The following is an 11,787-nucleotide window of genomic DNA, read 5'->3' on the forward strand; positions in this document are numbered from 1 at the left end:
GCGCGGGAGCGCTCGGCCCGTCCGGCGTCTGAGGACCTCGCAGCGAAGCCGCGATGCCGGGGTCCGGGGCGTCAGCTCCGGGAAACGGTGAAAGGGTGGGACCGGAGCACCGCCCTCCGCCGGCGGAGAAGCGGCCACGGAAGCCCGGCCCGTTCGTCCTGGTCCCGCGCCCCGCCCCACAGCGCCGCGCACGACAGCGCGCCCCAGCCGACGGACACCGCCACCGCGCCGGCCCGGCGCGCGGGCCCCGGCAGGGACCGGCCGAGCAGCACCGCGTCGCCGAAGTCCGCGGCGATCCGCAGCAGCGTCGCCGTCCGCAGGGCCGCACCCTCGGGTGCGAGCAGCATCGCCAGCCCGCAGGCCGCGTCGCGCCAGGCCAGCGGCGCCAGGCAGACGCGGACCGCGGCCGTGTCGGGGAGCCCCGAGGGGGCGCCGAGCAGCCGTGGACGGCGGGTCACCGCCACGCCGTAGACGGCGGTCGTCGCGCCGATAGCCCGCAGCAGTCCGGTCCGCATGCCGCCAGTCTTCCCCGGCGGTCGCCGTCCGGCACCCCGGCGCGCCACGGGTCAGGCGGCGCGGACCGTCCGGGCGACCGGGTGCAGGGCCGCGTACTCCAGGGGAGCCGACGGGTCGATGGACACGTCCAGCGGGGCGGGCTCCGCGCCCGCGCGCACCAGCAGGTCGCCGACGGCCGCGATCATCGCGCCGTTGTCGGTGCACAGCCGCAGCGGCGGGACGCGCAGCGTCACACCGGCCGCGGCGCACCGCTCCTCCGCCAGCGCCCGCACCCGGGAGTTGGCGGCCACGCCGCCGACCACGACCAGCGTGCCGACGCCGTACTCGGCGCACGCGGCGACGGCCTTCCGGGTGAGCACGTCGGCGATGGCCTCCTGGAGCGAGGCGGCGCCGTCCGCGACGGGCAGCGGCAGGCCGGCCGCGCGGTGCCGCTCGGCCCAGCGGGCGGCGGCCGTCTTCAGGCCGGAGAACGAGAACGTCCACGGGTCGTCGCGCGGCCCGGTCATCGGGCGGGGGAAGGCGACGGCGCGCGGGTCGCCGTCCCGGGCCGCCCGGTCCACGGCGGGGCCGCCCGGGTAGGGCAGGCCGAAGACGCGCGCGACCTTGTCGAAGCACTCGCCGGCCGCGTCGTCGAGCGTGTCGCCCAGGTGGACGATCGGGTCCCGGGCCAGGTCCCGGACCAGCAGCAGCGACGTGTGGCCGCCGGAGACGATCAGCACCACGCAGGGGTTCGGCAGCGGCCCGTGCTCCAGGGTGTCGGCCGCCACGTGCCCGGCCAGGTGGTGCACCCCGTACAGCGGGACCCCCAGCGAGTAGGCCAGCCCCTTCGCGGCAGCCACTCCGACCTGGAGCGCCCCGGACAGCCCCGGCCCGGTCGTCACCGCGACCGCCCCGACGTCCGCCATCGTCAGCCCGGCTTCCGCCAGCGCCTGCCGGACCACGGGCGTGGCCGCGTGCACGTGGGCGCGGGCGGCGATCTCCGGGACCACGCCCCCGTACCGCGCGTGCTCGTCCATGCTGGACGCCACCGCGTGCCCCAGCAGCTTCCCGTCCCGGACCAGCCCGGCGCCGGTCTCGTCGCAGGACGACTCGATGCCCAGTACCACCGGTGAACGTCCCACGTCCCTGCCTCTCCTGCCAGAATTCAGTAGTTGCACATCGTACGCAAGAACGTCCGCCGGTCGCGCCGCCCGCCGCGAGCCCGCCCCGCCCGTGCGCACCCCCAGGTGCCGGCTGTACCGGAGTCCTCGCAGGTCAGTAGAGTTCCGGTACCGCCTGTCCGCCGACCGTCCGAGGTGTCCGTCCGTGTCCGCAGGGTCCGCAGAGTCCGCTGTGTCTTCAGGGACTCCCGAGTCCCGCACCCCCGTCCCCGTCACCGTCACCGTCGTGGGGATCGGCGCCGACGGCTGGGCCGGGCTCGGGCCCGGCGCCCGGGAGGCGCTGCGGGGCGCCGAGGTGATCGTGGGCGGGCCGCGGCAGCTCGGGCTGGTGCCGGAGGAGTGCGCGGGGGAGCGCGTCGCGTGGCCCTCGCCGCTGCGGCCCGCCGTGCCGCGGCTGTTCGCGGAGCACGCCGGACGCCGGGTGTCCGTGCTGGCCAGCGGCGACCCCATGTTCTTCGGCATCGGCCGGACCCTCGCCGACGAGCTGGGCCCCGAGCGGCTGCGGGTGCTGCCGCACCCGTCCTCCGCCTCGTACGCCTGCGCCCGGCTCGGCTGGCCGCTGGACGGCACCGAGGTGGTCAGCCTCGTCGGCCGGCCGCTCGACGCGCTCGCCGCCGCCCTCCAGCCCGCCCGCCGGCTGCTGCTGCTCAGCGCCGGCGCCGACACCCCGGCCGAGGTCGCCGCGCTGCTGCGCGAACGCGGCTACGGGCCGAGCGCGATGACGGTCCTGGAGCAGCTGGGCGGCGACCGCGAGGCCCGCCGCGAGGGCACCGCGGACGCATGGGAGCACCCCGCCGGCGACCCGCTGAACGTCATCGCCGTCGTCTGCCGCCCCGCGCCGGACGCCCTCCGGCTGCCGCTCGTGCCCGGCCTGCCGGACGAAGCCTTCGACCACGACGGACAGTTGACGAAGCGTCACATCCGGGCGGCGACGCTCGCCGCCCTCGGACCGGCCCCCGGCGAGCTGCTGTGGGACGTCGGCGGCGGCTCCGGATCCATCGGCATCGAGTGGATGCGCGCCCACCGGTCCTGCCGGGCGGTCACCGTCGAGCGCGACCCCGTGCGTGCCGGGCGCATCACCCGCAACGCGGCCGCCCTGGGCGTCCCGGGACTGCGCGTCGTCACCGGCGCCGCGCCCGCCGCGCTCGACGGACTGCCCGCCCCCGACGCCGTGTTCATCGGCGGCGGTCTCACCGCCCCCGGCCTGCTCGACGCCTGCTGGGCCGCGCTGCCGGCCGGCGGCCGGCTGGTCGCCAACACCGTCACCCTGGAGTCCGAGGCGGTGCTCGCCGACCGCCACCGGCGGCACGGCGGCGAGCTGGTGCGGCTCGCCGTGGCGCACGCCGTGCCCGTCGGCGGCTTCACCGGGTGGCGGCAGGCGATGCCGGTGACGCAGTGGTCGGTGGTCAAGCGCGGCGGCGACGACGCGGCAGCGTCCGGCCGGCACGCGGTCGTACCCGCCCAGCAGCCCGTCCGAGCGGCGGAAGCCGCAGAAGGAGCCCTCACCTCATGACCGTGTACTTCATCGGCGCCGGCCCCGGCGCCGCCGACCTCATCACGGTGCGCGGCGCCCGCACCCTCGCCCGCTGCGGCGTCTGCCTCTACGCCGGCAGCCTCGTCCCGCGCGAGCTCCTCGCCGACTGCCCGCCCGGCGCCCGGCTCGTCGACACCGCCAAGCTGGACCTCGACGAGATCACCGCCGAGTTCGTCCGCGCCCACGAGGCCGGCCAGGACGTCGCCCGGCTGCACTCCGGCGACCCGTCCGTCTTCAGCGCCGTCGCCGAGCAGATGCGCCGGCTGGACGCGCACGGCATCCCGTACGAGATCGTGCCCGGCGTCCCCGCCTTCGCCGCCGCCGCGGCCTCCCTCGGCCGCGAACTGACCGTCCCGACGGTCGGCCAGACCGTCGTCCTCACCCGCGTCGCCGAGCGGGCCACGCCCATGCCGCCCGGCGAGGACCTGGCCACCCTCGGCCGCAGCGGCGCGCTCCTCGTACTGCACCTCGCCGCCCGCCACGCGGACCGCGTCGTCGCCGAACTGCTGCCGCACTACGGCCCCGACTGCCCCGCCGCCGTCGTCGCCATGGCCAGCCGGCCCGACGAGATCGTGCTGCGCGGCCCGCTCGCCGGCATCGCCGACCAGGTGCGGGCCGCGGGCGTCGTCCGTACCGCGGTCATCCTCGTCGGGCGGACGCTGGGCGCCGAGCAGTTCCCCGACAGCCACCTGTACTCGACGGAGCGCTGCCGCGACGCGGCGGGACGCTCGATGTTCTAAGCCGCGACCTCCGCCCGCAGGTCGGCCGCCTCGTGGCCGCCCTTCGCGGCGAGCTGCTCGGCGAGGTCCACGAGCGCGCGGGCGCTCGCCAGCTCCTCGCCCACCCGGGCCTCGCCCGGGTCGTCCGGGTGCCGGGCCGCCTTGCCGCGCGCCCGTACCTCGGTGCCGTCCCGCAGCCGCACCAGGGCGGCGGCGCGGACGTGCCGTTCGTCCTCGTCGAACTCGACTTCCACATGCCAGCCCGCGACGTGCTGCACCGTCCTCACCTCCGCACTCCGCACCCGGCCCGGCGGTGGTGAGGGGCTCCACCGGCGGGCCCTCCTGTCACCCAGGCTACGGCGGGCCCCGGCCCGCCGCACCCGCGCTCTTGACCCTCACACCGTGTCAGCCGCTTCCCTGAGGAGCGTCATGTTCACCATCGGAGATTTCGCCCGGTACGGACGCGTGTCCGTCCGCATGCTGCGCCACTACGACGCGACGGGGCTGCTGCGCCCCGCCCGCGTCGACGCCGCCACCGGCTACCGCCACTACGAGGCGGGGCAGCTCGCCCGCCTCAACCGCGTCATCGCCCTCAAGGAGCTGGGGTTCACCCTCCGGCAGGTGCGGGCGATCGTGGACGAGGAGGTGGGCACGGCGGAGCTGCGCGGCATGCTGCGGCTGCGCCGCGCCGAACTGGAGGCCGCCGCCACCGCGGCGGCGGCCCGGCTGGCGCAGGTCGAGGCGAGGCTCCGAAGCATCGAGAGCGAGGGAACCATGAGTACCCACGACGTGGTCGTCAAGGCCGTCCCGGCGGTCCGGGTGGCCGAGCTGAGCGCCGTCGCGCCCGGTTACGCCCCCGAGGACGTCGGCCCGGTCGTCGACCCGCTGTTCGCCGAGCTGTGCCGCCGGCTGGCGGACGCCGGGGTGACCCCGGCGGGCCCGGCCGTCGCGTACTACGAGGACGACCCCGCCGGCTCCGGCGGCATCCTCGCCCACGCGGCCTACCCGGTCGGCTCCGGGGTCACGGCCGCGGGGTTCGCGGTCGTCGACCTCCCCGGCATCGAGACGGCCGCCACCGTCGTCCACCGCGGCTCGATGGACGACGTCCTCCCGACGGCCCAGGCGCTCGCCCGCTGGATCGACGCCCACGGGCACCGCTCGGCGGGGTACGCGCGGGAGCTCTACCTGGAGTGCCCTGAGGACCGGGCGGATTGGGTGACGGAGCTTCAGGAGCCGCTGGTGTAGGGCTCGTTCGTCCCGGACGGGACGGTGGTCAGTCCTTCGTCATCTTGTCGACGGCCGTACCGATGTGCTTGTCGACCAGCGCGGGGGAGCCCATGAGGTTCACCACGACGCTGCCCTTGCGGACGGCGACGTACTTGATGACCACCGGCCCGTTCGCGCCCTCCAGGGTCAGGAGGGTGCCGAACCGCTCGTCACCGAGCGGCGGCAGTTCGGGCTTGGCCGATGTGGTCCGGGTCGGCGTGGTGCCTTCCATGAAGGAGAAGGAGGGGCAGGAGTTGAAGGCGCCGTAGATCTCCTTGTAGACCGCGGAGATCCGGGCGGGGGAGTCGCTGCCCAGCTCGACCGCCATCCCCGAGTTCTCGGTCTTGTCGTACCTGAAGCTCGTCTTGGCCTCGGCGGCGAGCTTCAGGGCGGGCATCCGGGCGCTGAGCCGCTCCATCGGGCCGCAGCCCGTCGCCCCGGAGTCGGCGTCGTCCTTCCCGTCGTCCGGCACCTCGGTGTACCCCGGGCCGAGGTCGGCGAGGGTCAGCAGCCGGGTGCGCAGGCGGGCGGCGTCCAGCGGCTTCGCGTCGGCCTCGGCGGCGGCCGGCGGCTTCCGGTGCGCGTCCTCGGGCGGGGCCTGGGTGCGTACCGTGTCCGACGACCCCTTCCCACCGCCGCCCCCGCCGCACGCCGACGTGGCCAGGAGCGCCCCGGCGAGTATCGGAAGGCCCCACGTTCTGGTGATGTGCCGACGACGCATGTGCCGGTGTCCCCCTGTTCCCCTCATACCGATCCCCGGCACACTACCTTTCCGGGATCGCGCGCCACCGCCCAGGTCAGCCCTGGTCCCGGCCCCGCGGCTCGGCGCGGCCGACGATCGTGCCCGCCCGGTCGATGCACAGGACGTCGACGGCGACGGGGGCCCCGCGCAGCACGGCCAGGGCCTCGTCGCGGGCCCGCTCCGCCACCAGGTCGCCGAGCGGCACGCCGCGCGCGGCGCAGCGCTGGAGGGCGTCCAGGCCGGTGTTGGCGGACGCGACCTCGGCCGCCAGCTCCTCGTCCGCGCCGCCGAGGCGGGCCAGTTCCGCGAGGAAGCCCTTGTCCACCTGGGAGCGGGCGGAGTGCAGGTCCAGGTGGCCGGCGGCCAGTTTGGAGAGCTTGGCGAAGCCGCCCGCGACGGTCAGCCGGTCCACCGGGTGCCGGCGGATGTACTTCAGCACCGCGCCCGCGAAGTCGCCCATGTCGAGCAGCGCGTCCTCGGGCAGCCCGTGCACGGCCACCGCGACCTTCTCGGACGTCGAGCCCGTACAGCCGGCCACGTGCCGGCGCCCCGCCGCGCGGGCCACGTCGACGCCGCGGCGGATGCTGTCGATCCAGGCGGAGCAGGAGTAGGGGACCACGACGCCGGTGGTGCCGAGGATGGAGAGGCCGCCGAGGATGCCGAGGCGGGGGTTCCAGGTGGAGCGGGCGATCTCCTCGCCGTGGTCGACCGAGACCTCGATCTCCACGTCGCCCGTCCCGCCGTGCCGGGCCGCGACCTCGGCCACGTGCTCGGTCATCAGCCGGCGCGGCACCGGGTTGATCGCCGGCTCGCCCACCGGCAGCGGCAGCCCGGGGCGGGTGACCGTGCCGACGCCCGGTCCGGCCCGGAAGACCACGCCCGAGCCGGGCGGCAGGAGCCGTACGGTGGCGCGGACCAGGGCGCCGTGGGTGACGTCCGGGTCGTCCCCCGCGTCCTTGACGATCGCGGCCATCGCGTGGCCGGCGGCCAGCTCCTCCGCCGTCAGGGCGAAGGCCGGCGTCTGCCCCTTGGGCAGCGTGATCGTCACCGGGTCGGGGAAGTCCCCGGTGAGCAGGGCCGTGTACGCGGCCGTGGTGGCGGCCGTCGCGCAGGCCCCCGTCGTCCAGCCGGACCGCAGCCCGGTGTGCGCGAGCTGCGCGGCACGGCCGCCCTTCGCCTCGCCCGGGGCGCCGGCCTCCGTGGTGTCAGCCACGCCGGACACCCCCCGTAGGCTGGGCCTTCGACCCCATCAGGGGCACGGAAGCACGAACGGAAAGGCGGCGGGTGAGCGTGAGCGCCGAGCGCCACATCCTGATCCTGGGCGGCACTACGGAGGCCCGCCGGCTCGCTGCCGCGCTGGCCGGTGAACCCGCCCTGCGGGTCACCAGCTCGCTCGCCGGCCGCGTCGCCGCACCGCGGCTGCCCGCCGGGCAGGTGCGGATCGGCGGTTTCGGGGGTCCCGAGGGGCTGGCCCGGTGGCTGCGCGAGCAGCACGTCGACGCGCTCATCGACGCCACGCATCCTTTCGCCGACACGATCAGTTCCAACGCGGCGAAGGCCGCCACGGAGGCTCAGGTTCCGCTGCTGGCCGTCCGCCGCCCCGGCTGGACGGCGGGCCCGGGGGACGACTGGCGTCCGGTCGGGTCGCTGGCCGAGGCGGCGGAGGCGCTGCCCGGCCTGGGGAACCGGGTCTTCCTGACCACGGGCAGGATGGGACTCGCCGCCTTCGCGCACCTAGAGAATATGTGGTTCCTCGTGCGCTCGGTCGACGCCCCCTCGCCCCCGATGCCGCCCCGGACCGAGATCCTGCTGGCCCGGGGGCCCTTCACCGTCGAGGGCGAGCGCGAACTGCTGCGCCGGCACCGCGTCGACGTGCTGGTGACCAAGGACAGCGGCGCCGCGGCGACGGCGGCGAAGCTGGCCGCCGCCCGCGACGCGGGGATCCCCGTCGTCGTGGTCCGCCGCCCGCCCCTCCCGGCGGGCGTCCAGGCGGTGGCCGCTCCGGAGGAGGCGGTGGCGTGGGTACGGCGGACGGTGGGCGACTCCGCCGCCGTCCGCCCCTGAACGGGAGCGGAGGGCCGGCCGTCGGCGGGGCGTGAAGGCGGCGGACGCACGCCCTCGGCGCGTCCAACCACCGTGAAACACTGGTGAGTTGGTGTGCTCGCAGTGATCCGTGGTGTCCCTGCTCCACCCCGGACGCCCAAGCTCCGGGCGCGCACGCCGCCCCGCCCGCGTTCAACTGCGCATCCGCGCCCCCGCCCACGTGCGGCACGCTGGTCCCCGAAGCGTTCCGAGTACGTCCCGCAAGCGTTCCGGGGCCGGCCCCGGGGGGCCCGGCTTCAGGGAGTGTCGCGACGGTGTCCACGGATCCGGATCTCGCCGAATTCCACCGCTGGTTCGAGGAGCGCCGCGCCGCGCACGCCTACCGGGTGACCCGGGTGCCGCTGGCGAAGCTGGACGGCTGGAGCGCGGACCCGGAGACCGGCGACCTGCGCCACCGCAGCGGACGGTTCTTCGGCGTGCACGGCCTGGACGTCCGGGTGCCCGGGCGCGCGGTGGAGGAGTGGCGGCAGCCCGTCATCAGCCAGCCGGAACACGGCGTCCTCGGCATCCTCGTCCGGGACTTCGACGGCGTCCCGCACTGCCTGCTCCAGGCCAAGATGGAGCCCGGCAACGTCAACGCCCTTCAGCTGTCGCCCACCGTCCAGGCCACCCGCAGCAACTACACCCGCGTCCACCGGGGCCGCGCGGTGCCGTACCTCGACCTGTTCACCACGCTGGGCCGCGGCCGGCCGCTCGCGGACGCGCTGCAGAGCGAGCAGGGCGCCTGGTTCCTCGCCAAGCGCAACCGCAACATCGTCGTCCGCACCGTACGGGACGACGAGGACGTCCCGGTCCTCGACGACTTCCGCTGGTTCGGCATGGACGAGATCGGCCGGCTGCTCGCCGTGGACGACCTGGTCAACATGGACACCCGGACCGTGCTCTCGCACCTCGCGGACACCGCCGCGCCCGCCGCCGCCCGCTTCCGCGGACGTCCGCTCCACACCCTCCCCGAGCTCCTCAACTGGCTCGTCCACCACAGAACGGCGGAGCCCACCGAGCGCCGGCGCATACCTCTGCGCGAGACGACCGGCTGGCGGGTGACCGACGACGAGGTGTGCCACGAGGAGGGCCGCTACTTCCGGATCATCGGCGTCGACGTCCGGGCGGGCAGCCGGGAGGTCGCCTCCTGGTCCCAGCCGCTGCTCGCCCCCTGCGGCCAGGGCGTCGTCGCCTTCCTCGTCCGCGACATCGGCGGGACCCCGCACGTCCTCGTCCGGGCCCGCGCGGAGGCCGGCACCCTGGACACCGCCGAGATCGGCCCCACCGTGCAGTGCGTCCCCGCCAACTACGCCCACCTGCCGGAGGACCGGCGCCCGCGCCACCTCGACACCGTGCTGGCCGCCGCCTCGGAGCCGTCGTCCGGGCGCGTCCTGTTCGACGTGGTGCACTCGGAGGAGGGCGGCAGGTTCCACCACGCGCGCAACCGCTACCTGGCCGTCCGGGCCGGCGACGACGTCCCCCTGGAGGAGGGCGACGGCTACCGCTGGGCGACCTGCGGCCAGCTCGCCGAACTCAACCGGTACGGCGGCCTCCTCAACGTGGAGGCCCGCACGCTGCTCGCCTGCATGGGGTTCATCCCGTAACGGCCGCCGCGGCCGTTACGGGACACGTCACCGCTCGGGGTACCGCCGCGGCGTCCAGACGATGTCCTCGCCCTCGCCCGGGCCGCGGCGGACCGCACGGGTCTGCGTCGAGCCGACGATGAGGAGGGTGCGCATGTCGACCTCCTCGGGGACGAGTTCCCCGAGCCGGACGACGCGGACGCTCTCGTCCGGGCCGCCCACGTCCCGGCCGAGCACCACCGGGGTGTCCGGGGAGCGGTGCTCCAGGAGCAGGTCGCGGGCCTTGCCGACCTGCCAGACGCGGCTGCGCGAGCCCGGGTTGTACAGGGCGAGCACCAGGTCGGCCGCGGCCGCGGCGCGCAGCCGTTCCGCGATGACCTCCCACGGCTTGAGCCGGTCGGACAGGGAGACGACGGCGTAGTCGTGGCCGAGCGGCGCGCCCGCCCGGGCCGCCGCCGCGTGGGCGGCCGTCATGCCCGGCACGATCCGCACCGGGATGTCGCGGTACGGGCCCTCCGACGCGACCTCCAGGACGGCGCTCGCCATCGCGAAGACGCCCGGGTCGCCCGAGGAGACGACGGCCACCCGGCGCCCCTGCCGGGCCAGATCCAGGGCGAAGTCGGCGCGCTCCGACTCCACCTTGTTGTCCGAGGCGTGCCGGCGCTGCCCGGGGCGGACGGGCACCCGGTCCACGTAGGTGCTGTAGCCGACGACGTCCTGCGCGGCGGCCAGTTCGCCGCGCGCCTCCGGCGTCAGCCACCGCGGCCCGGCCGGGCCGAGGCCGATCACGACGACCTCGCCGCCGTCCGCCTTGGCGGGCTCCGGGACGGGGCCGGTGGCGGCGGCCACCCGGCTGGGCAGCACGGCCACGGAGAAGTACGGGACGGACTCCGGGTCCACCTCCGCCACCCGCCCGGTGCGCTCGCCGGGCATCGTGGCCCGCTCCACGTACCGCGCCTCCGCCAGTCGCCCGGAGCGCTCCAACGCGCCCCGCACGGTGGGGAAGGTGCGGCCGAGCTTCATCACCACGGCCGAGTCGGTCGACGCGAGCCGCGCGGCGAGCTCCTCCTCGGGCAGCGTGCCCGGCAGGACGGTCAGCACCTCCTCGCCCTCGACCAGCGGCTCGCCCAGCCGCGCCGCGGCGGCGCTGACGGACGTGACGCCGGGGACCACCTCGGTCGGGTAGCGGTGGGCCAGCCGCTTGTGCATGTGCATGTAGGAGCTGTAGAAGAGCGGATCGCCCTCGGCGAGCACCGCCACCGAGCGCCCGGCGTCCAGGTGCGCGGCCAGCCGCGCCGCGGCCTCCTCGTAGAACTCCTCCATCGCGCCCTTGTAGCCGCCCGGGTGGTCCGTGGTCTCCGTGGTGACCGGGTAGACCAGCGGCTCCTCGACGTGGTCCGCGCGCAGGTGCCGTTCGGCGATGGAGCGCGCGATGCTGCGGCCGTGGCGGGCGCTGTGGTACGCGACGACGTCGGCCGCGGCGATGCACTCCACCGCCCGCAGGGTCATCAGCGCCGGATCGCCGGGGCCCAGCCCCACCCCGTAGAGGCGGCCGGTGGCCGGGGACTGCTGCTCGCTCACTCTTCCTCGCTCGCTATCGCGTTGATCGCGGCGGCGGCCATGGCGCTGCCGCCGCGCCGCCCGCGCACCACCAGGTACTCCAGCCCCAGCGTGTTCTCCGCCAGGGCGTCCTTCGACTCGGCCGCGCCGATGAACCCGACGGGTATGCCGAGCACCGCCGCCGGGCGCGGCGCGCCCTCGGCGACCATCTCCAGCAGCCGGAACAGCGCCGTGGGCGCGTTGCCGACGGCCACCACGGCCCCGTCCAGCCGGTCCCGCCACAGCTCCAGGGCGGCGGCGCTGCGCGTCGTGCCCATCCGGGCGGCGAGCTCCGGCACGGCCGGGTCGGTGAGGGTGCACAGCACCTCGTTGTCGGCCGGCAGCCGCTTGCGGGTGACGCCGGAGGCGACCATGTTGGCGTCGCAGAGGATCGGCGCGCCCGCGAGCAGCGCCTTCCGGGCCGCGGCCACGGCCTCCGGGGAGTACGCGAGGTCGCGGACCAGGTCCGTCATCCCACAGGCGTGGATCATGCGGACCGCCACCCGGGACACGTCCGGCGGCAGTCCGCCGAGGTCCGCCTCGGCGCGGATGGTGGCGAAGGACTGGCGGTAGATGGACGCGC

At 76.1% G+C, this 11,787-nt stretch carries 12 protein-coding genes; 5 read left to right on the top strand and 7 right to left on the bottom strand.

All coding sequences use genetic code 11. The annotated features are described in order from the left end of the window. Window positions 1-71: 71 nt before the first annotated feature. The gene (locus JNW98_RS22280; protein WP_223770042.1) at window positions 72-515 is read right to left on the bottom strand and encodes a hypothetical protein; all 444 of its coding nucleotides are present in this window, start codon (window positions 513-515) and stop codon (window positions 72-74) included. Between the two features lie 51 nt (window positions 516-566). Then, window positions 567-1,622: a tRNA (adenosine(37)-N6)-threonylcarbamoyltransferase complex transferase subunit TsaD gene (gene tsaD / locus JNW98_RS22285; protein ID WP_372459305.1), complete on the bottom strand. Its 1,056-nt coding sequence runs from the start codon at window positions 1,620-1,622 to the stop codon at window positions 567-569. Window positions 1,623-1,848: 226 nt separating this feature from the next. On the opposite strand from tsaD, the gene cbiE reads away from it, so the two are divergent. Together cbiE and cobM are read left to right on the top strand one after the other, a co-directional pair. Then, window positions 1,849-3,189: a precorrin-6y C5,15-methyltransferase (decarboxylating) subunit CbiE gene (gene cbiE / locus JNW98_RS22290; protein WP_223770044.1), complete on the top strand. Its 1,341-nt coding sequence runs from the start codon at window positions 1,849-1,851 to the stop codon at window positions 3,187-3,189. Beyond that, window positions 3,186-3,950, top strand: a complete 765-nt coding sequence (gene cobM, locus JNW98_RS22295) for a precorrin-4 C(11)-methyltransferase (RefSeq protein WP_223770045.1) — start codon at window positions 3,186-3,188, stop codon at window positions 3,948-3,950. The genes cbiE and cobM overlap by 4 nt, the downstream gene beginning before the upstream one ends. Here cobM and JNW98_RS22300 read toward each other — a convergent pair. Further along, entirely contained in the window at window positions 3,947-4,207 is a 261-nt protein-coding gene (locus tag JNW98_RS22300) for a dsRBD fold-containing protein (RefSeq protein WP_223770046.1), read from the bottom strand. The two genes, cobM and JNW98_RS22300, sit on opposite strands and share 4 nt — an antisense overlap. 151 nt (window positions 4,208-4,358) lie before the next feature. Here JNW98_RS22300 and JNW98_RS22305 point away from each other — a divergent pair, with 151 nt between their 5' ends. Continuing rightward, entirely contained in the window at window positions 4,359-5,174 is an 816-nt protein-coding gene (locus JNW98_RS22305; protein ID WP_223770047.1) for a MerR family transcriptional regulator, read from the top strand. 28 nt (window positions 5,175-5,202) lie between these two features. Here the strand turns inward: JNW98_RS22305 and JNW98_RS22310 are convergent, their stop codons facing one another. Both JNW98_RS22310 and JNW98_RS22315 read right to left on the bottom strand, forming a co-directional pair. After that, window positions 5,203-5,916, bottom strand: a complete 714-nt coding sequence (locus JNW98_RS22310; protein WP_223770048.1) for a hypothetical protein — start codon at window positions 5,914-5,916, stop codon at window positions 5,203-5,205. A gap of 76 nt (window positions 5,917-5,992) precedes the next feature. After that, the gene (locus JNW98_RS22315; RefSeq protein WP_223770049.1) at window positions 5,993-7,159 is read right to left on the bottom strand and encodes a cobalt-precorrin-5B (C(1))-methyltransferase; all 1,167 of its coding nucleotides are present in this window, start codon (window positions 7,157-7,159) and stop codon (window positions 5,993-5,995) included. A 62-nt stretch (window positions 7,160-7,221) separates the two neighbouring features. On the opposite strand from JNW98_RS22315, the gene JNW98_RS22320 reads away from it, so the two are divergent. After that, on the top strand, window positions 7,222-8,001 hold the full coding sequence (locus tag JNW98_RS22320; protein ID WP_223770050.1) for a cobalt-precorrin-6A reductase: 780 nt from the start codon (window positions 7,222-7,224) through the stop codon (window positions 7,999-8,001). Window positions 8,002-8,294: 293 nt separating this feature from the next. After that, entirely contained in the window at window positions 8,295-9,626 is a 1,332-nt protein-coding gene (locus JNW98_RS22325; protein WP_223770051.1) for an NDP-hexose 2,3-dehydratase family protein, read from the top strand. 27 nt (window positions 9,627-9,653) lie between these two features. Here JNW98_RS22325 and JNW98_RS22330 read toward each other — a convergent pair whose 3' ends face one another. Together JNW98_RS22330 and JNW98_RS22335 are read right to left on the bottom strand one after the other, a co-directional pair. Then, window positions 9,654-11,186: a precorrin-2 C(20)-methyltransferase gene (locus tag JNW98_RS22330; protein ID WP_223770052.1), complete on the bottom strand. Its 1,533-nt coding sequence runs from the start codon at window positions 11,184-11,186 to the stop codon at window positions 9,654-9,656. After that, window positions 11,183-11,787 (bottom strand): precorrin-8X methylmutase (locus JNW98_RS22335; protein WP_223770053.1); only part of this gene is annotated, 605 nt, incomplete at its 5' end. The genes JNW98_RS22335 and JNW98_RS22330, both read right to left, overlap by 4 nt.

Source organism: Streptomyces huiliensis, assembly GCF_020037025.1.
GTDB lineage: Bacteria > Actinomycetota > Actinomycetes > Streptomycetales > Streptomycetaceae > Streptomyces > Streptomyces huiliensis.